Here is a 21521-nt window from a genome sequence, read left to right as displayed (position 1 = left end):
TAAGCATGCTAAACCCGGCATTTACAAATCAAATTTTACGAACTTCTTTTAGCTGTTGTGCTTATGACTGAAAGATATATCTTTGCAGCGCTAAAAATGATTGTATGATTTCTGTTGATGGATTAACCGTTGAATTCGGTGCAAGCACTCTGTTTAAAGATATTTCGTTTGTAATTAACGAAAAAGACAGGATTGCTTTGATGGGTAAGAATGGTGCAGGTAAATCAACCCTGTTGAAGATTCTGGCTGGTGAACGCGAAGCCAATAAAGGGAAAGTTTCGGTTCCAAAAGATAAAGTGGTGGCTTATTTACCACAGCATTTGATGACAGAGGATAACCGCACTGTTTTCGAAGAAGCATCGCAAGCCTTTGCTGAGATTCAGGCCATGGCAAAACGTATTGAGGAGATCAATACTGAGATGACCACCCGTACCGATTATGAATCGGAAGAATACATGCAACTTATTGAAGAAGTTTCTGCGCTAAGCGAGAAGTATTATTCAATTGAAGAAACCAACTACAATGCCAAGGTAGAACAGATCCTTTTAGGATTGGGATTTACACGTGATGATTTTCAAGCTCCAACCAGTCAGTTTAGTGGTGGATGGCGCATGCGTATTGAGTTGGCAAAAATTCTGTTACGCAATCCGGACCTGATTTTACTGGATGAGCCAACCAACCATCTCGACATAGAATCAATTCAATGGCTAGAGGAGTTTTTGATTGCCTGTGGAAAAGCTGTTGTAGTAATCTCCCACGACCGTGCTTTTGTTGATAACATCACTACCCGCACCATTGAAGTAACCATGGGCCGTATTTATGATTACAAAGTAAACTACTCACAATATCTGGTACTTCGTCAGGATCGTCGTCAGCATCAGTTGAAAGCATACGAAGAACAGCAAAAGATGATTGCCGAGAACCAGGCTTTTATCGAACGTTTTAAAGGAACGTATTCAAAAACATTACAGGTTCAGTCGCGCGTTAAAATGCTCGAAAAACTGGAACTGGTTGAAGTGGATGAAGAAGATACATCAGCACTTCGTTTGAAATTCCCGCCCGCACCTCGTTCGGGTTCATACCCTGTTATTGTGACTGAATTAAGTAAGAGTTACGATGATCACCTGGTATTTAAAGACGCTTCTTTAACCATCGAACGTGGTGAAAAAGTAGCTTTTGTTGGTAAAAACGGCGAAGGTAAATCAACCCTCGTTAAAGCCATCATGAACGAAATTAAGTTTGACGGTGAATTGCAATTGGGCCATAATACCATGATTGGTTATTTTGCACAAAATCAGGCATCACTCATGGATGAAGAACTAACCGTTTTTCAAACGATTGACGATATTGCTGTGGGAGATGTGCGTACCAAGGTAAAAGATTTGCTGGGAGCCTTTATGTTTGGAGGAGAAGAATCAACCAAAAAAGTGAAGGTTTTATCAGGTGGTGAACGTACCCGACTGGCAATGATAAAGCTTTTATTGGAACCCGTTAACCTGTTGATACTCGATGAGCCTACCAATCACCTTGATATGAAAACCAAGGATATTTTAAAAAGTGCACTACAGGCTTATGATGGCACACTAATTCTTGTTTCACACGATCGTGATTTTCTGGATGGATTGGTCAGCAAAGTATATGAGTTTGGAAACAAAAAGGTAAAAGAACATCTGAGCGATATCAAGGGTTTCCTTGAAACAAAAAAGATGGAACACCTGAACGAACTGGAAGCAGCAAAAGCATAACTTGTATATACTACCCATAAATTAATTGACCTTATTAGAAATGCCATTCTTTTAGAAGCAAAACGTTAGTAAGACCGGGAAGCTGAGAACTTGTTCGAAGATCACCCGGCCACACTTATGTTTTGAGATAAAATGATTCCATTTCTAATGCAGTCTTGACTTTTTTGCTTCGTTTTTGGGTCAAGCCAAAAATGAAGAGCCCAGCGGCTAGAGCGATAAAAAAAAATATGCCCGAAGCAATTATTTACATCGGGCATTTATTATCTGATCATATCTTACTTTCGTTGCTCCAAACCCAATTCACGGGCAGATATCTCGCGCATTTCAACCTTGCGAACCTTACCAGTTACAGTCGTTGGGAATTCATCAACAAATTTCCAGTAATGTGGAATTTTGTAGGTAGCAATTTGCCCCTTGCAATATTTCACCAGTTCATCTTCCGTTACACGCGATCCTTCTTTCAGAACCACCCATGCCATCACCTGTTCGCCATATTTAGCATCGGGCACTCCAATTACCTGCACGTCTTTTATTTCATCATGATTATGAAGATACTCTTCAATTTCGAAAGGTGAAATATTCTCTCCTCCCCGAATAATCAAATCCTTGATGCGTCCAACAATCTTAACGTATCCGTCATCATCCATCTCGGCTAAATCACCGGTATGCATCCATCGGCCTTCGTCAATTACAGCAGCTGTTGCTTCCGGGTTATTCCAGTATTTCAACATCACCGAATAACCGCGTGTACAAAATTCGCCCTTCTCTCCACGAGGAACTATCTTACCCGTTTCAGGATCAATAATCTTAATCTCCAGATGAGGATGCACTTTACCTACAGTGGCACAACGGCGGTATTCTGTATCGTCTACAAATGTTTGAGTACTTACCGGCGATGTTTCTGTCATACCATAGCAAATACCTATTTCTTTCATATTCATCTTTTCGCGAACCGCTTTCATGGCCGATTCAGGACAAGAAGCTCCGGCCATAATACCTGTTCGTAAGCTCGAATAATCGTACTTATCGAAGTTAGGATGATTCAATTCAGCAATAAACATCAGTGGTACACCGTATAGTGATGTACATTTTTCATCCTGAACCGTTTTTAAAACCACTTCCGGATCAAAAGCCTCACCAGTTAATACCATACAGGATCCATGAGTGATGATGGCCAGGTTAGCCAAAACCATTCCAAAACAATGATACAGCGGCACCGGAATAGCTACTTTATCTTTTTCGGTGTAACCTAATCGCTCTCCGATAAAAAAGCCATTGTTTAATATGTTGTGATGCGAAAGTGTTGCCCCTTTTGGGAAACCTGTTGTACCGGAAGTATATTGAATATTAATCGGATCATCGAATTGAAGACTGCTTTCCAGCTCATGCAGCTGCTCATCCGAAACTTTCTTACCGGCATCAATCATCGTCTGCCAGTCGTGATCAATAACCACAATATGTTTCAAATGAATACACGAAGGTCTCACCTCATTCAGTATATCTAAATAATTGGTCTGGCGAAAACCTTTTGACATAATCAACAAGCTGATTTCTGATTGCTTAAGAGCATACTTTAGTTCAGCAGCCTTATATGCCGGGTTTACATTAACCATGATCACCCCAATACGACAAGTTGCAAACTGAACCAGCACCCATTCATACCTGTTTGGTGACCAGATTCCAACACGATCGCCTTTCTTAACCCCATATGAAAGTATTCCTTTGGCAACTTCTTCTACCTGCTCCCAAAATTCTTTATATGAAGCCCTATAATTCTGATAAGGCACAACCAATGCCTCATTATCAGGGTATTTATCAACTGTTTGTTTTAATTGTTCCGAGATGGTGATACCCAGCAATGGAGTAGAAGATATACCATTGTCATACGATAGTTTATTCACTTTTCCTGGTTTTTAGGTTATACTTCGAAATTATTGTAGACTATTCAATTTCGATTTGTTGTGTTTTGGTAGGGCAAAATTAAAAGAATAATTATCCTGAAAAAGAAATCGTTTGAAAACTTAATCAAATGTTCGATTATTTAAAACGTAACTAAAGAACACAAAAAAAGCCGCACCCAAACGGATGCGGCCCAATAGTATACTCTATCTATTTCTTACAATTTCTTTAATCCTTTTAGTTCAGCCTTATCAGTAACTTCTGTAATGCTTACCGCATATCCTCCACCCGGAGCACAATATTGGCTAAGTTTAGATTTTCTAGTTACAATATACTTATTGATCTGATATGCCTGTGAATTATTCTTATAATGAGCATCTTTGGCATCGGCATAAACAGTGGCAATGTATTTCTTACCAGGTGTCAGGAAATCAAAATTCACTTTTGATACACGTCCGTCATAGCCATTTGTACTACCCACAAACCAGTTATCCGAACCTTTTTGTTTACGTGCATAAGTTATGTATTGGCCAGGTTCTGCCTCAGGGACTTTTGTATCATCCCAATCAACTGGCACATCTTTAATAAACTGGAATGCATCCATAAACTTCTCATAGGTCTCAGGAATATCAGCAGCCATTTGTAAAGGACTATACATAGTAACATACAAAGCAAGCTGACGGGCAATGGTTGTATTTACCCAGGAGTGATTATCGGGATTATACTTACTAACATCCTGTTCGAAAATACCAGGCGTATAATCCATCGGACCACCAATCAGGCGGGTAAAAGGTAATATGGTTGTATGATATGGCATACTTCCGCCAAAAGCTTCGTACTCGGTTCCACGTGCCGACTCATTACCAATTAGGTTTGGATACGTACGACATAAACCTGTAGGACGAACAGCTTCGTGAGCATTCACCATAATTTTATAATCAGCTGCTTTTTTAACCGCATATAAATAATGATTCACCATCCATTGTCCGTAGTGTTTTTCACCACGAGGGATGATATCACCAACATAACCACTTTTTACAGAGTTGTAATTGTTATCCACCATAAACTGATAAGCTGCATCCATATGACGTTCGTAATTACGAACTGAGCTTGATGTTTCGTGATGCATCATCAAACGAACCCCTTTGCTCTTACCATAATCGCGAAGCATTTCCACATCAAAATCAGGGTAAGGAGTTAAGAAATCAAACACATAATCCTTTGACTTACCAAACCAGTCTTCCCAACCAATGTTCCATCCTTCCACCAAAACGGCATCAAAACCATGTTCTGCTGCAAAGTCGATATAATATTTCACATGCTCGTTATTGGCAGCATGCTTCCCATTTGGTTTTGTTTTTGAAAAATCTGTTTCTCCGATTTTCACACTTGGCAAATCGGTATAAGCCCATGAGCTTTTGCCAGTAATCATTTCCCACCAAACGCCAATGTATTTAACCGGTTTAATCCAGTCAGTCTCTTCATAAGCACAAGGCTCATTCAAATTCAATGTCAATGTTGATAAAAGAATATCACCGGCCTTATCGCTGGCAATAACCGTACGCCACGGAGTTGTGCAAGGAGCCTGCATATATCCTTTTTTACCCTGTGCATCGGGTGTTAAGAATGACTCAAACACCATATTTTTATCATCCAGATTAAGATGCATACATGCATAATCAATCAAAGCTGCTTCGTGAAGGTTAATGTATAAACCATCGTCACTCTTTAGCATCAGAGCTGTCTGCACTCCTGTTTCTGAGAATTGTTTCTGAGAAGCATTTCCTGTGATGGCACCCTTCATCAGTCCTCTGATTTCGGACATTTTTGAGATGGTATAATCATACTCCTGTGTATCAAAATCGCCAGGAATCCAGTAAGCAGTGTGATCGCCTGCCATAGCAAACTGAGTATGCTCTTCCTTAATCACAAAATAGGTAAGGTTATCCTGTTCAGGAAATTCGTAGCGAAATCCCAGACCATCGTTAAACAAACGAAAACGAATAATCATCTCACGGTTTGTTTCTTCTTGTTTAACGGTAACTTCCAGTTCGTTATAATGGTTACGAATCTCTTTGTACTCACCCCAAACAGGTTTCCAGGTTTCGTCAAAAGTTGATGTTTTATTGTCAACCATCTTGAATCCATCCAATAAATCGGGAGCATCAAACAATTCAAATCCCAAATGACTCTCTTTCACAATGGCTTTACCTTTGTAGTCGAGTTTGTAACTGGGTTTTCCATCAATAAGCTGGAATTGCATTTTAAAATTCCCATCTGGTGAGGTAAGACTTTGTCCAAACATCACCGAAGCAAATAATACCATGTTGATCAGGAATAGTAATTTTTTCATTGCACTGTATTTTGTTATCGATCTAATTTTTGCTAATCGCCGAATATACCTACACCATGTAATTTTAAACAGATTTAAGGACAAACAACCAACAACACAATGCAGGCAGCTCAAAATAAGGATTTGAAAAACCAATTGCAATACAAATGGCATGTAACAGGGCTGAATGTAGATGGAATTTAATGCATGTCGATTCCTTCTATCATTCGGATGGAATGCATAAACGTTTTATAGATTTCATCGACATATTCCTTAGCCGCTTTGGGACTACCGGGAATAGCGTAGATCAATGTTTTTGATGCCACTCCGGCAATGCTTCTGCTAAGTAATGCTCCCGGAATATTCTGTCCATATTTATAACGAACCAATTCCATAATACCCGGTATCTCTTTATCGATAACTTTCTTTACTGTTTCGGGTGTGATATCTTTCGGGCCGATACCCGTACCTCCGGTTATAAAAACAGCTTCCACACCTTGATCCACAGCCTCTCTCAATATTGATTCAAGCCTGACACTATCATCAGGTAATATCTCGTTTGTAACCTCAACAGGGTATCTTTCCTGCTCAAAATAATCCTTTGTCAGTTTCTGAACCATCGGACCACTTTTATCGTCATACACACCATGAAATGCCCGGTCGCTCATAGTAATAACAAGCACCCGAAACACTTTTGGGATCAATATAAGCTCATCACCTGACTTAAGTTGTGATCCTTTTATAACCCTTGCGAATATTCCTTCTTTGGGCATCACACAGTTACCTACCTCTTTAAAAATATTACAGTTTGAACCGTGACACTTCTTTCCTATCTGTGTTACTTCCAACTCAACATCATCACCTTTTAGACGATCAAATGGCCGGAGATAATGTAATTCTATTCCTTTGGTAGTTATATTCTCTGCGAACTCGCCATGTTTAATTTCTCGGCCTGCTTCCTTTGCAAACTTCTCTATGCTTTCAATCGCCAATAAGCTTACCTGCCGGTGCCATGGTCCACTGTGAGCATCCCCTTCAACACCATTTTCGTTAAGTGTTATAAAAGCCTGAGGCTTTTTAATTGTACCTTTCTTCTCAGAAATATTTACGGCAAGCACTTCAATCTTCATACGGTTATTCTTTTGTTTTCAAATCCAGTTTGATATCTGACATGACCATTTCTTTGTCTACGGCTTTACACATATCATAAATTGTTAGCAAAGCAACATTTACCGCCGTTAAAGCTTCCATTTCAACACCCGTTTCGACACTGCATTTCACCTCAGATACAACCTTCACTCCATCTGCCTGAAGATGACAGGTAACAGCCACTTTCGTTAGCATTACTGTGTGACATAAAGGAATGAGTTCATAGGTTCGCTTTGCAGCCTGAATTCCGGCTATTTCAGCAACCGTTAGCACATCACCCTTTTTCATATTATTCTCGGTAATCAGTCCCACCGTTTCCTTATTCAGGCTGATAAAACCACTGGCTTTAGCAGTTCTTTTTTGAATTGGTTTATCACCAACATCCACCATGTTAGCTTTACCTTTATCATCGATATGCGAAAATTTATTTGCCATTTCTATCCTCCAATCTGATTAAAACGTCCTGATTTATTGCGTGTTCCTGCCAATGGTTTATTTTTGATAGCCATCTGAAATGCCTTTTCTTGCCCAAACTCTTTAATGTTATATCCCAACTCATTAAATAAGCAGGGTTTAAATGAGCCATCGGCTGTTAAACGAAGTCGGTTACAACTAGCGCAATTACCACCATCACCACCATCTACTTTTGAGAAAGTACCATCCTCGAGATTCATTTGATGGATATAACGAATAGATAAATTGTTTGCTTCACAGAATTCCTTTACAGCCAGAGCATCAGGTTCGTCTGACGAATTACGAACGACGCAGTTAATCTTTACTGGTTCCAAACCAACTTTCTGAGCAACATCAATTCCTTTGAAAACCTTATTAATATCTCCACCCCTGGTGATGTAGTTATATTTTTCAGCATCCATTGTGTCCAGACTTATATTCACTCTTTTGAGTCCGGCCTTTTTTAAATCAGATGCATATTTATCCAGCAGAATTCCATTGGTCGTCATCGACAGATCTTCAACACCGGGTATTCTAGCGATCATCTCAACTAATTCAACAATACCTTTGCGAACTAAAGGCTCTCCACCTGTCAGTCTTATTTTGGTAACTCCATTATCGACAGACAACTTAACAAGTTGCTCAATTTCTTCAAACCGAAGAATATCTTCATGTGCCATTAAATCAACCCCTTCTTCGGGCATACAATAACGGCAACGCAAATTACACCGGTCTGTTACGGAGATGCGCAGGTAAGTGATATGTCTGTTATAGGGGTCTAACATAAACTTTATCTCCGGGATTTAACTCATTAATACCTTCAGGTATTTCCATCAAAGCATTGGCTTGAGTAAGAGCATGCATATGCGCTGAACCATGATAGGTTAAACTTTGTATCTGACCATCTCCAGCGATGCATACAGGAAAAAGTTCGAATCTATCACTTCTTTTTCTTCGGTGATGATAGGCTATTTCCATCTCAATTCGCAAAGGTTGAAAGCAACGATTACACATGGCATGCAAAATCCACTGCCCGCATTCTTCAAACTGAATAAAAGTAGAAACAGGATTACCCGGTAAGCCCAAAATGTATTTGTCTTCTTTTGAGGCAAACAGGGTGTGCTTTCCGGGCTTGGCGCTCATCTTTGAGAAATGAATTTCAAAACCCAATTCTTTTACAATAGCCGGAATATAATCATAATCGCCTACCGAAACACCACCTGTCACAACAAGCAAATCATGGTTCGTAACAGCCGATTCGATTTCTTCTTTCAGAGTTTGATAATCATCTTTCTTGACACCATAATTAAGGGCATCAAAGCCTAACTCTTTTAAACGGGCTTTTAACTGGTAACCATTACTATTATAAATCTGACCTTCCAGTAATTCTGATCCAGGTTCAATTAATTCGCTTCCTGTTGAAATAATTGCAACAGATGCCTTTTGATATACCTCAACTTTTGCTATACCTGAGGATGCCAAAGCTGCAATGTGAGATGACCTCAGAAGAGTATTTTTGCAAACCAGCAAATCACCCGGTTTTAAATCCTCCCCTTTAGGACTGATATTCGATTTGGTATCATCTTTCAAAAACTCAACCTTCCCATCATTCTCTCTGGTATTTTCAACCATTATTACCGTATCAGCACCATCAGGAACTGAAGCTCCTGTCATAATTCTTACACATTCACCCTCTTTGATTTGATATTTTGTTGAATCTCCGGCAGCCAAGGTACCAATTAGCGACAGTGGTCTCTTAAGATCTTCCTTGCGACAGGCAAATCCATCCATTGCAGAACGATTAAACGGAGGGATATAAACGGTTGATAAAACATCCTCAGCCAGAAACCTGCCTTGGGCATCTGTTAATGAAACTGACTCGGTCTTTAAAGGCTTCACTACTTTCTCAACAATCACCTTTGCCTCCTCAACTGATATCAGTTGATTATCCAGCTGTTCTTTTCCCATCGTATTTTTTTTGGCGGATTTACTATTTTTGATTGCAAGGACTCCAGAGCCTGATATGAAAAACTCCAGTTACAATTCTTTGCTATGTTGTTTGGATCATACACATAAAATGCTGCACCAGGATTGATAAAATTCCCTATTGAAGCAGATTCACAAATGATCAGTTCTTCACCGGTTAATACCTTATCCAGATAATTCAATTGATCCAGATTATATATATCATCATTCATTTGTGCATAAAAGACCTTTTCAGCTCCGGCTTTTAGCATCCGCACACTATCCTTATCTGATTTTGTATCGGTCTCTTCCCCTATCATCCATTTATCAGGTCCACCGTCGAGCCATTTCACTTCCGGACCCAATTGATGCATATGCGAAGCTATTTTTATGGCAACCACATTTTCCGACTCCGATAATTGGTGAATGAAACGTTCAGCCAACCATGTCTTCCCAACATGCCTTCCATTACCAGAAATTAATAACCAATTATTTAGGTTTCGTTTTGCCATTAAATTACTTCATAAAAAAAAATGCCTGACCTCCATGTACACGCAGAGATCAGGCATCTTATAATGCTTTATCTAATCTCTCCTTTCCAAATTATCCCTATCCAGGGATCGGGAGGCCAAACTGTTTCCGGTTTAACCCATCGGCTAATAAACCATTTTACAGGTTTAACAGCTCGGAGACTTATTTAACTAACAAATAAACTAATCTTTTGGTTAAAGACTTATTCCTTAAACATGAATTTTAACATCCACCAGCCACTCTTTTCTTCTTGCCAGCTTTCTTAATAACAGGTTTAGGCGCCACCGGTGCATCTTCAGTTGCAGCACTTAAATTACCGCCACCTAAGGCAGCACTGGCTCCTTTACGGAAATCGTAACGCGCAAATTCATCATCCGGACTTGTAGAGGCAGGCTTTTGCGGATTCATTATTGTTTCAGCATAATAATTCAACCCACCTTGCATCACATAATTATTCAAGTAACCCAACTGTCGGGTAATCATCCATGCTTCATTTGCACTGGTAGAACCGTTCGAATAAAAAACGTTCATTTTTACATCTTGATTCAGATAATCCTCATTTTCTGGCGATAACAAATCAGCCAAAGGAATATTTATTGCTCCTGGCAAATGAAATTTATCGTAACTATCCTGATCACGTACATCAATCAACTGCAAAGACGGATCTTTCTGAATAATCATATCAGCCACCTGATCGGTCGTTACAAACTGTATCCCTTCTTTCACCTCTTCCAACATCTGACCTGCTGTAAGCTTGTATGGTTTTGTTGTATTCTCAGGCACTGCAGCAATGATAATTCCCAAAGGAATAATTGCCAATGCCAGTTTAATTCTCATCTTCATAACATCCAATTTTACAGATTAATACTCTTCTCTGGGAAATTTACGTTCTGCCCACTCACCAACAAAAAACATTCCCAATGCAACTAATATCAACAATAAACCAAAGATTCCGCGAGAGATTCCTAATAACTGGTTGATTGTTGGAGTTCCCATGTTTTCAGCATAGAACAATCCTTCCCACATTGGGAATCCTTCAGTAAAGATTAATACACCAATTACCAACCCTCCAATAAATGCAAGAGCATCCAGCTTACCAATTGATAAGGCACAGAAAGCTGTACCCGGACAGAAACCTCCTGTAATAAAACCGGCTCCCATAACAGCTCCGCCGACCATAGCCGACCATAAGAAGGTTGGATTAATATAAACAAGACTCAGGTCGATCCAGCCAAACAAACTGAAAAACAACAAGCCAAGCATAGCTACAATAGCCGCTGTAAAAAACACCTTAAGTACGGTTGTATCATAACCGTAAAACATACCTGCCAGTTTTCTTGACGAAGAAAATCCACTTCTTTCCAAAACAAAGCCAAAGCCAATTCCAATGATAAAAGCCATTAACAAATTAGTGTTGGCTGAAATATATTCGTATACAACTAATGGTCCCATGATTACTTAGTTTTTAAATCCATAATTTACGTGCGATATAAGCTAAAGCAAAGGCTGTTCCGAAAATAAAAGCCATGGTAATAAAACCTCCGAGAGATAACACAGCCATTCCTGACAAAGCTGATCCACTGGTACAACCTCTTCCCAGCTGCGATCCAAAACCAAATAAAATACCTCCGATAACAGCAAAAATAATTCGGGTTTTGCTTGTAATCTTAGGACTATGTTCAACCTTAAATTTTAATCGGCCTGCAATGGCACCCGAGATAAAACCTCCAACCAAAACACCCAACATTTCCCAAACCAACCAATCTTTCAATGGTCCGCCGGGATGTGTTTCTTTATAACCTTTATAAAAATCCGTTGTTTCAACATGAGTCGGAGCCACGGTTTCAACTGATTTAACTACTGCACTTTTTATAGCACCACTGGCTCCCAGTCCTCGACCTGAGAAGAAAAATGCGGCCAGTAATACAAAGCCAAGTAAAACACCACCTATGTATGGATTGATGTATTTTCTACTACGATCTTCACTCATAATACTTTTTTTAGCTGATTACTATTATCAATGATAAATAGCCTTATTAGTTATTTTCTTTTTTCAAATTAATAAAGCCAGCGACTCATTTGTCCGGCATAAGCCATTATAAAACGGAATAATAAACCTCCAAACAACACCAAAGCCGGAGCTACCATGTAATGAATTTTCTTATTTCGAAGTTCCATTACTTCAAGCGATGCCGGAACTAGCAATCCCAAACCGACTACAAATACCCAGAAAGGAGCTGTAAACTGTCCTCCCAGAAACATACTTGCCGCATCAATCTGAACCTGCGTACTGGCCCTGAACCCCATAAACATGTGTATGATCAGGAATAGTTCCACTGCTATCAATACAAGATCTATCTTGGCAAACATATGTCGTTCGGCAGATGACTTTGACATAATAATTATAGCTGCAGCTCCGGTAGATAATCCAGATACCAGGAATAGAGGCCCCAGAATGGATGTATTCCACAACGGCCTTGCATTAAAAGCCGAAAGTAAAATACCTGTATAAATTCCAAGTATCACTGCCAGTATCATCATAGCCCATGCAACAGGTGTTTTATAATCCTCGAGCCATTTGATAATGTCTTTCACAAAGTCAAATTTCCAATCCCACTTTGGGAATAACGATTTGATATGAAGTGCTGCCCAAACCATTGATAAAGGAGTTATAATCATCAATGTCCAAGCTCCCCAGCTCATGGGCGATTCCAGTTTAATGGCAGTATACAACCGCCAGAAATAGAGTTTATGCTTTAAATCAAGAAACAGAAAAAACAAACCCAAAGCCAGAAACACAGGTACGAAAATAGGCGCCAGTTTAACTGCTGTTGGATATTCTTCACTCTTTCCTTTAATAAAATAGTATCCGGCAAAAAACAGAATACCTGCCGCCAAACCACCCAAAAACAGGTAGGCAGGTATTTGCCATTCCCAGATGTGTAATTGCGGATCGATATGAGGATTCATTCTTCCGCTTACAATTAATTCTTCTCTCATAATATTTTTATGAATGGTTTGTTAAATCAAAAAGTACAATTGAGGATTCGTTCCGGCTTCAGGGATTAAGGTTTTGTATTTACGCTTCTTTATCACCTTGCTGACATCTGAATTAGGATCATCCAAATCGCCAAAATACATACACTTGGTAGGACATACCGCAACACATGCAGGATCCTGACCATGCTTTACGCGATGCTCACAAAAAGTACATTTATCAACATATCCCTTTGGATGAGTGTAACGGGCATCGTAAGGACATGAAGCTATACAGGCTCCACAACCAATACATTTATCATGATCCACTAAAACGATTCCACCATCACTATAATGACTGGCTCCTGTTGGGCAACAACGCACACATGGCGAATTCTCGCAGTGATTGCATCGCTCCGAACGATATTCCAGTTCCAGTTGAGGATAAGTACCATCGGTGACTTCTACAATCCAATCACGACAATATCCTATGGGTACATTGTTTTCTGTCTGACAGGCTACAACACAGTCGCTGCAGCCCACACATTTCTTTGTATCTACGGCCATTGCATATCTCATAGCTGTCTCTCCTTAAGCTTTATCAAAGTTGAATGTTACAAAATTTCCTCTCATTCCGGTGCCTCCCATAATAGGGTCCATCATAATATTCGTAATTAACTGGGCATCACTGGCACCTCTTCCATAAGCACGACTCAGTTGCTTCTTGGCATGTCCGAATCCATGGACCATGTAAACCGAATCCCATCTGATTCGTTCTGTAACTCTAACTTTGATAGGAAATGATGAAACTACATTATCCTGGTTTTGCAAATACACTTCCTGACCATTTTTCAGTCCCCACTCTTTTGCTACTTTAGGATTAACCCATACCGTATTTTCATCCATCAAATCTGTAAGATTTGGATTATTGGCAGTGCGTGAAAAAGTATGCATGGGTGCACGACCATAAATCAGACGGTAATAGCCTGAAGGTGGTTCGGGATGTGCTGTATACTTTGGCATTGGATCAAAACCATATTCTTCAAGAGATGTTGAGTACAGTTCAATCTTACCTGTATTAGTATTGAATTCGATTTCTTCTCCATCATGATAATACAAATCATCATAAGGTCGCTCCATTTTCTTCACTCCAATTCGCTGCATCTCTTCTAATGACAAGCCAACTTTCTTTAATTGATAATCCAATTCCTCCTCAATTGAATCAAATGGGAAATAATCTCCTTTACCCATTCTGTCGGCAAGATTTTTCGCCATCCACCATGCAGGTTTTGACTCATACATTGGTTTCATAGCTGGCATTCGTAAGGCAATAGTAGGTTCGCGGTGCTGTGTTATCCGAAGGGAATCGTAACGCTCGAGATAAGTACACTCAGGAAGTACAACATCAGCATAACCTGTAATCTCCATCGGCATAGTATCAACCACAACCAATAATTCAAGGTTATTAATCGCCTCTAAAGTATTTGGTCTGTTTGGAAGAGTTTCAATCAGGTTGGTACCATTAACAATCCAGGCTTTAATACTACAATCAAATCGGGCACTTGGAATCGTGGCATCACAAACTCCATTGGCTAACGCCAGATCAGCCAGTTCATACTTACCTTCCATTGCATCCCGCCAGGTTCTTCTTGGGGTTGGATAAGGAGGATGTGGTACACCCGGAACTTTGGCTTTATCCGGAATATAGAATCCACCACGGCGTCCCCAGGAACCTAATAACGCATTTAAAATTGCTACAGCCCTTAAGCGCTGTGTGTCATCTCCATACCAGGTAACATGTCTTCCTGGATGAACAATTGTGGCAGGAGAAGCATTTGCCATTTCACGAGCTGTTTCTCTGATAACCTGTGGTTTGATGGTAGTAATACCGTAAGCCCATTCGGGCGTCATATTTTTAACGTGAGCTTTCAGCTGATCAAAACCATAGGTATACTGCTCAACGTATTTTTTATCGTATCGTTCTTCGTATATTAATACATGAATCCATGCCAGTAACAAGGCTAAATCGGTACTTGGTTTGATGGGCAACCAATATTTTGACTTACTGGCAGCAGTTGAAAAGCGAGGATCAACTGTAATAATTGTTGCCCCTTTATCAATGGCGTCAGACATCTCCTGCACATGCCCATTATGCATATTTTCACCAATGTGCGAACCAATCAGAACCATACATTTTGTATCCCTGATGTCAGTTGGCTCCGGAGAGCTAAGACCTTCACCAAAGGTGGTTATGAATCCCACTTCACGCGGGCCTCTGCACTGGGCATAAGATGGTGCGGTAATATTTTGAGAGCCCAAAGCTTTAAGCAGGTTACCGAAATACGTTCCTCCAGAGCCATGCGTAAACAAAGCAATACACTCAGGGCCATGATCTTCAATTACTTCATTAAGTCTCTCACTAATAAAATCAAAAGCTTCATCCCAAGAAGCCTGTTTGTACGTTTGATTTCCATCAGAATCTTTTACCCTTATTAGTGGATGTTTTAGCCGGTCCTCATCATAATACATACCCACACCACCAGTTCCTCTGGGACAAAAACGACCGTTACTGTTCGGATCATCATCGTTACCGGTAATTTTTTGAATCTGGCCATCCTTATTTTTATAAGTCCAACCGGCGCATTTCCAGAAACAAACTTCACAATAAGTAGGTGTTCGTTCCAGATCTTCAGCCATTTTCCATGGCCCTTGTGGATTTTCTTTGATCAGTTGCTGATTCTGAGCCATCAAATATTTCGACCCAACTACAGCTCCCGCTGTTCCTAAGGCCGAAATTTTAATAAAATCTCTTCTACTTTTCCCCATCAGTTGCATTGTTTGAGAATTGTATAGATAAATATATAGCAAAATATACAGATATCTTTATGTATGAGGCAATTGCTATTTAGACTTAATTTTAATAACGAATTTTTTCTTTTATATAAATCTGGTAATCTGATCATTATTTTTGTTTTAGTAATCAAAAAATTATCTTCAAACCAATATCTGTATATCTAAAATCGCATCACCTTGAAAAAGAACATATCAGCACTCATATTATCAGGTGGCAAAAGCTCTCGTATGGGGTTGGATAAAGGCTTAATGAAATTCAATGGCAGGCGAATGATTACATACGCGATCAATGCTGTTGAGCCAAACTGTAAGGAGATTTTCATTAGCGCCAATTCTGACGATTACCAACAGTTTAATTTACCTATAATAAAGGACACTTACAATGAGTTGGGTCCTCTTTCTGGTATTTATGAAGGACTTGTACATTCATCCAACGAATGGATATTTGTTACAACCTGTGATATGCCCAATATTACTTCTAAAGCCGTAGCCTATTTTATCAATCAAATAGATAAGGATATTAATTGCATTGTCGCAAGTTTAAACGGACAAAGGCAACCTCTTTTTGCCTGCTATCATAAAAGTCTGATTGAAGAAATTAGAAAAGCACTAACTGAAAAGAAACTCAAAATGCAATTGTTTATCGAATCGTGCCAACTAAAGGTTGTTTCAATGAATGATTTTGTGATTGATACCCCAAACCTATTTGCCAATATAAATGACAAAACCGATTTGTTACCCTGACTTACTTAACAATAAGGCATCCGATAATTCTTATACCAGCTCTCACAACCCATATAATTAACCCCTTAAAAAAGCATAAATTTGATTAAATGAATCTTTTTGTTTATCAACACCGTAATAGCTATGTTAAAATTTAATGCCGTTTGTTAATTTATATATATGTTTGTATACACGACTTATAGTGTTCATCCAGAAGCGATTTAAGGAGCGCCGATACACAAACATTAAACTAAACTTTTGGGGATGAAGTTGAAAATTCTTTGGACGTTTTTAGCCCTTTGGGGCCTTTCTTATATAAGCCTTTTTGCACAACCTACTGCCACTATTGTTAGCTTAGATGCAGATTCTTGCGAAATTGGTAAAGCAGAACTAAAAATTTTATTTGAAGGAGAAGCTCCTTTTGGGGTAGTTTATAGAATTGACAATAAAGAAACAGGAGGAAGTTCATATCAAATTGAACTTGATAAGAACATCTTTGATAACAACTTAGTTGATGGAGTTTGGACAACAACAACAATAAACATTAGCGACACTTCAGAAATTACCTTAATTGAAGTTTTTGATAATACTATTAATGCAGCAGACTGGAAATATAGTTTAGGTGATAATGGATATGGCTCATTAGATGTTAATGGGAAAATGACTCTTAATATTAATAAGATGCCAACACCAATCGCAGATAATTTCACACCCCAATGTGGATATGTTGCACCATTAAATGCAACCTTAAGTGATCCTGATCATATAATATATTGGACAGAAGAATCGGGTGCCGGTAGTTTTAGCGGTGGTAATAACACTATTCCGAATGCAATATTTATTGCAGATTCAAAGGGTTTGTACACCTTAACATTAACAGAAGAGAATGGCGCATGCAAAGCCACTGATGTAATTGAAGTTGATTTATGGGGTTCTCCAAATGCAACAATTAGTGGTAACCAGATTATCTGTTCGAACGATGGAACTAATTATTCTTTGAATGTTACAACAGAAATAACCAATGGTACATCTCCTTATAGATATACCATTTCCAATGGTTCTTTGCAGCAAACTCGCACAGGTATAACATTTGCAGACAATATCTCAATACAGGCAACAGAAGAAACATCCTGGAGTCTAATCGAAGTTGTTGATCAAAGAGGGTGTGAGGCACACGTTGACAGCTTGCATGGAGAAGCTACCGTTGTTGATAAGAAACCCAATCCATTTGCAGGCCTTGCAGATGATTGGTGTCAACTCGAAGGTTATGAACTGCAAGCTTCTTTAGAAGAAGGCGAAACCGGAGCATGGCAAGTTCATCCCAATGTTAGTTTTGTAAATAATAATGATCCCAAAACCTTAGCTTCATCTACTGTTTATGGTGCACAAACATTAACATGGTTAGCAGACAATGGCGGATGTAGTGATGTAGCTACCGTTGACATTACCTTTGTTGAGCCACCAACTTTAAACCTTTTAAGCCCTGACACAGCTATCTGTGCCGGTAATAATGCTTTATTACGCACTGCAACAACAAGCGAATATTATGATCTGGTTTTAACTTATACTGATGGAGCACAAACGTTAACGGCCAATATTAATTCAATTAATACTGAAACATTTTTGGAGCCATCTGAAACAACAGCTTATCAACTCACCGCAATTACAGACAATAAAGGTTGCTCAACAGAATTAAGCGAAACATTTAATGTAGTGGTTGATTATATTCCGGAACTAATGACAGGAACCTATGATACCATCTGCGGAAACTGGACACCTTTAAATGCCGAAATTTTAGAAAACACAACAAGTGGACACTGGAGTTCAGAGGATGGTACTTTTTCTGATCTTTCATCACCGACATCAGACTTTACATTTAATCAAACAGCTGTAATTGATTCTGCTTCCGTTCAATGGTTGGTTGTTAATGAAGAAAATCTTTACTGTAGAGATTCTGCAGTATTTAAGCTTTACTTTACAAAGGAGCCTGAGAATGTTTCGGCAGGATCAGATACCACAATATATTTGGTCGACCATGTTGTGTTGAAACCAGAAGATTGGGAAGATGGCATGACAGTTTGGTGGGAAAGCTCCGATCCCAATGTTATCATTCAATTTTCAGATGATAGTACTTATACAGCTTTCGGTATACCCCCCGGAACGAGTTATTTAACCTGGACTGTAAAAAGCAGCGATGATTGTTATATCAGTGATGAAATCACCATAACGCAGAATCCATTAACAGCTCCCAATGGTTTTTCACCAGATGGAGATGGCATTAATGATTATTTCAAAATTGGAGGTGCGGAGAACTTAAGTAATAAAAAGCTAGCAGTCTTCAACAAAAAGGGCATGTTAATATATGATACTGAAAATCTTGGTGATTACAATACAGGTAGTGATATAGTAATATGGTGGGATGGAAAGGATAACGATGGGAACATATTGCCAGCCGATACTTACTATTACACTTTTACTGGTGATTATAATGGTCAGGTGTTTACCAAAAAAGATTTTGTGGTAATTAAATATTAAGATAAAGCAAAACACAATGAATAAAATAGCCAAACTACTATTACTCTTTCTAACACTTCCTACCATTGCTGTTTTTGCTCAAAAAGATATAGTCATGAGTCAGTATATGCATAATCGCTATACTATAAACTCAGCCTTTGCTGGTAATCGCGAGGCAATTTCACTTTTTGGTTCCTACAGACAAAAATGGGTCGGATTTAATGGTGCTCCAAGCGAACAATATCTCAGTGGTCATGCACCTTTACGTAATAAAAATATTGCTCTTGGCATCGATATTTACAATCAGCAATATGGTGTTACCCGTCAAACCGGTGCATCATTTTCGTATACCTACCGGGTTTTAGTGAAAAAAAATCAGCGATTAAGCTTTGGTTTAAATGCTGGTTTTGTCAACTATAATTCAAACTGGACTTCGGTAAAAACGCTCCCAGAGTTTGGCCATGATTCGAATTTTTCATCTAACGAAAGTGCAGGAACGCCAACTGTTGGTTTAGGTATTGCATGGTATAGCAATCAGTTCTTTATAGGCTTATCCGCTCCAAATTTTATGTATTTCGATATTGGAAAAAATAAATCAGAAGGTTTTGCCCCAGGTAAATCAAATTACATTTTTACAGGAGGATACTCATTTAAGTTATCAGAAAAATTTGATATTCAACCGAGTATATTGGCACGTTACAATCCACAGGAAAAACCAATTGTTGATTTAAATTGTACAACTATTTTTAATAACATTATTTGGTTGGGTGCAAGTGTCAGAAACAATCTTGACATTGTTGGATTAGTGGGTTATCAGGTCACTCCTCAAATGCGATTTGCATATAGCTATGATTATTCTGCAGGTGATTACATTAAATCATATAATAGCGGTACTCACGAGATTTCAATTCAGTTCGATTTTGGATACAAAATCAGTACTCCGAACCCTAAATTCTTCTAAACCAAACACAATGAGAATAATATTTTTAACCATATCATTTTTGTTAGCAATAAGTTCAGGTTTAGTGGCTCAGGATGTTCAGGTGCAAAGACTTCCGTTCAGCACCAACTCGAGTAATGAAATGTCTCCATTTATTAAGGACTCTGTCCTATATTTCAGTACAAACAAACCGATAAGCTTCCTAAGAAGATACTTTGACGATAACCGCCAACTGCTTTACCATATCTTTAGTGTTAAGCTAAATCCAGATTCGAGTTTTAGCAAACCCATTCGTTACGAAAGTGATTTCTTATCTCCTTTTAATACAGGATCGATAACCTTCTCAAACGACGGGAATAAAATGTATATTGGACAAAACCACTATGATACGTACAAAAGAAGTAGTAAGAGCAATAGTGGTAATCTAATGGGGGTTTATGAATCTGATTTAGGCAACAAAGGATGGTCGCGCAAAAATAATTTATCCTTCAATTCCAGACGTAATTATAATACAGCACAACCTTCTATCAGCCCAGATGAAAGATTTCTGTTCTTTATCTCCGACATGGAAGAAGGAATGGGGAAAACTGATATCTACTATTCAGAAAATATCAACGGAGAATGGGGACCTGCAGTAAATCTTGGAGAAAGAATCAATACAAGTGAATCAGAGTTATTCCCATTTTATCATCCTAATGGCAAGTTGTATTTTGCTTCCAACGGCCATGGAGGTCTGGGTGGTCTTGATATCTTTTACACCTATCAAACAGAAGATGGATGGTCTGAGCCTGTAGCCATGGATAACATAAATACTGAAGCCAACGAGTTTAGTTGTTATATAAACGAAGATGAAATGTGGGGTATTTTCGCCTCCGACAGAGATGGATCGGATAATCTATACCGCTTCGATCAATTTTTCCCATCATTTGAAACCTGTAACATACAGGAAGAAGACAGTTATTGTTTTGAGTTCTATGATGATGTTACACAGGATGAAGAAATGAGTCGTGGCCCATATAAATACCAATGGACATTCAATAATACCGAAAGTGCCATGGGTGACACGGTTATTCATTGTTTTACCGGACCGGGAGAATACAATGTGCGTTTAAGTTTGCTAGACACTTCTATTGGTGAAGAAATGTTTGCTCTTTCTGATTATAATCTTGATGTTACCCGCATTGAACAAATATATATTACAACCGAGGAAAGCATTAAGGTTAACCAACTTACAACTTTTGATGTTTCACAATCATTCATGGGAGACTTCCAACCCAAGGAATTTTATTGGGATATGGGAGACGGAACTTTGCTAAAAGGTGAAACTATTCGTCATATTTTTCGAACAAAAGGGAAGTATCAGGTAAGATGTGGAGCGATATCAAAGGAACATCCACAGATAAAAATGTGCTCAATCAAAGAAATTATTGTAAGCGATTAA

General features: G+C 38.8%; 18 protein-coding genes and 1 riboswitch. Of the genes, 5 read left to right on the top strand and 13 right to left on the bottom strand.

The annotated features are described in order from the left end of the window. Window positions 1-104 precede the first annotated feature (104 nt). On the top strand, window positions 105-1745 hold the full coding sequence (locus ACRD62_RS04745; RefSeq protein ID WP_430818978.1) for an ABC-F family ATP-binding cassette domain-containing protein: 1641 nt from the start codon (window positions 105-107) through the stop codon (window positions 1743-1745). A gap of 275 nt (window positions 1746-2020) precedes the next feature. On the opposite strand, the gene ACRD62_RS04740 is transcribed toward ACRD62_RS04745, so the two are convergent. From ACRD62_RS04740 to ACRD62_RS04680, 13 genes are all read right to left on the bottom strand, one after another. Continuing rightward, window positions 2021-3646, bottom strand: coding sequence for an AMP-binding protein (locus ACRD62_RS04740; protein WP_430818977.1), 1626 nt, complete (start codon window positions 3644-3646; stop codon window positions 2021-2023). Between the two features lie 215 nt (window positions 3647-3861). Continuing rightward, window positions 3862-5997, bottom strand: coding sequence for a glycoside hydrolase family 97 protein (locus tag ACRD62_RS04735; RefSeq protein ID WP_430818976.1), 2136 nt, complete (start codon window positions 5995-5997; stop codon window positions 3862-3864). 179 nt (window positions 5998-6176) lie between these two features. Beyond that, window positions 6177-7106 carry a molybdenum cofactor synthesis domain-containing protein gene (locus tag ACRD62_RS04730; protein ID WP_430818974.1) on the bottom strand — a complete coding sequence of 310 codons (930 nt, stop codon included), beginning with the start codon at window positions 7104-7106 and terminating at the stop codon, window positions 6177-6179. A gap of 4 nt (window positions 7107-7110) precedes the next feature. Beyond that, on the bottom strand, window positions 7111-7560 hold the full coding sequence (gene moaC, locus ACRD62_RS04725) for a cyclic pyranopterin monophosphate synthase MoaC (RefSeq protein WP_430818973.1): 450 nt from the start codon (window positions 7558-7560) through the stop codon (window positions 7111-7113). Between the two features lie 2 nt (window positions 7561-7562). Beyond that, window positions 7563-8363 (bottom strand): GTP 3',8-cyclase MoaA, encoded by an 801-nt coding sequence (locus ACRD62_RS04720; RefSeq protein WP_430818972.1) that lies wholly within the window; start codon window positions 8361-8363, stop codon window positions 7563-7565. After that, complete coding sequence (locus ACRD62_RS04715) at window positions 8347-9546, bottom strand: molybdopterin molybdotransferase MoeA (protein ID WP_430818971.1); 1200 nt, start codon at window positions 9544-9546, stop codon at window positions 8347-8349. Before ACRD62_RS04715 ends, ACRD62_RS04720 begins: the two co-directional genes overlap by 17 nt. Beyond that, window positions 9516-10055: a hypothetical protein gene (locus ACRD62_RS04710; RefSeq protein WP_430818970.1), complete on the bottom strand. Its 540-nt coding sequence runs from the start codon at window positions 10053-10055 to the stop codon at window positions 9516-9518. The genes ACRD62_RS04715 and ACRD62_RS04710 overlap by 31 nt, the downstream gene beginning before the upstream one ends. A 63-nt stretch (window positions 10056-10118) precedes the next feature. After that, window positions 10119-10246: riboswitch (molybdenum cofactor riboswitch) on the bottom strand. Between the two features lie 50 nt (window positions 10247-10296). Next, the gene (locus ACRD62_RS04705; protein WP_430818969.1) at window positions 10297-10917 is read right to left on the bottom strand and encodes a rhodanese-like domain-containing protein; all 621 of its coding nucleotides are present in this window, start codon (window positions 10915-10917) and stop codon (window positions 10297-10299) included. An 18-nt stretch (window positions 10918-10935) separates the two neighbouring features. Continuing rightward, window positions 10936-11526: a YeeE/YedE thiosulfate transporter family protein gene (locus ACRD62_RS04700; protein WP_430818968.1), complete on the bottom strand. Its 591-nt coding sequence runs from the start codon at window positions 11524-11526 to the stop codon at window positions 10936-10938. A gap of 13 nt (window positions 11527-11539) precedes the next feature. Then, window positions 11540-12064 (bottom strand): YeeE/YedE thiosulfate transporter family protein, encoded by a 525-nt coding sequence (locus ACRD62_RS04695; RefSeq protein ID WP_430818967.1) that lies wholly within the window; start codon window positions 12062-12064, stop codon window positions 11540-11542. A gap of 68 nt (window positions 12065-12132) precedes the next feature. After that, the gene (nrfD, locus tag ACRD62_RS04690; protein WP_430818966.1) at window positions 12133-13074 is read right to left on the bottom strand and encodes an NrfD/PsrC family molybdoenzyme membrane anchor subunit; all 942 of its coding nucleotides are present in this window, start codon (window positions 13072-13074) and stop codon (window positions 12133-12135) included. A gap of 21 nt (window positions 13075-13095) precedes the next feature. After that, entirely contained in the window at window positions 13096-13617 is a 522-nt protein-coding gene (locus tag ACRD62_RS04685) for a 4Fe-4S dicluster domain-containing protein (protein ID WP_430818965.1), read from the bottom strand. A 24-nt stretch (window positions 13618-13641) separates the two neighbouring features. Next, window positions 13642-15876, bottom strand: coding sequence for a molybdopterin-dependent oxidoreductase (locus ACRD62_RS04680; protein ID WP_430818964.1), 2235 nt, complete (start codon window positions 15874-15876; stop codon window positions 13642-13644). Between the two features lie 204 nt (window positions 15877-16080). Here ACRD62_RS04680 and mobA point away from each other — a divergent pair, with 204 nt between their 5' ends. From mobA to ACRD62_RS04660, 4 genes are all read left to right on the top strand, one after another. Beyond that, entirely contained in the window at window positions 16081-16647 is a 567-nt protein-coding gene (mobA, locus tag ACRD62_RS04675) for a molybdenum cofactor guanylyltransferase (RefSeq protein WP_430818963.1), read from the top strand. A gap of 243 nt (window positions 16648-16890) precedes the next feature. Further along, window positions 16891-19161, top strand: a complete 2271-nt coding sequence (locus ACRD62_RS04670) for a T9SS type B sorting domain-containing protein (protein WP_430818962.1) — start codon at window positions 16891-16893, stop codon at window positions 19159-19161. A gap of 16 nt (window positions 19162-19177) precedes the next feature. Further along, window positions 19178-20101: a PorP/SprF family type IX secretion system membrane protein gene (locus ACRD62_RS04665; RefSeq protein ID WP_430818961.1), complete on the top strand. Its 924-nt coding sequence runs from the start codon at window positions 19178-19180 to the stop codon at window positions 20099-20101. A 10-nt stretch (window positions 20102-20111) separates the two neighbouring features. After that, on the top strand, window positions 20112-21521 hold the full coding sequence (locus ACRD62_RS04660; protein WP_430818960.1) for a PKD domain-containing protein: 1410 nt from the start codon (window positions 20112-20114) through the stop codon (window positions 21519-21521).

Source organism: Carboxylicivirga caseinilyticus, from assembly GCF_050589785.1.
Taxonomy (GTDB): Bacteria; Bacteroidota; Bacteroidia; order Bacteroidales; family Marinilabiliaceae; genus Carboxylicivirga; species Carboxylicivirga caseinilyticus.
This window is presented reverse-complemented; position numbering and strand designations above follow the sequence as displayed.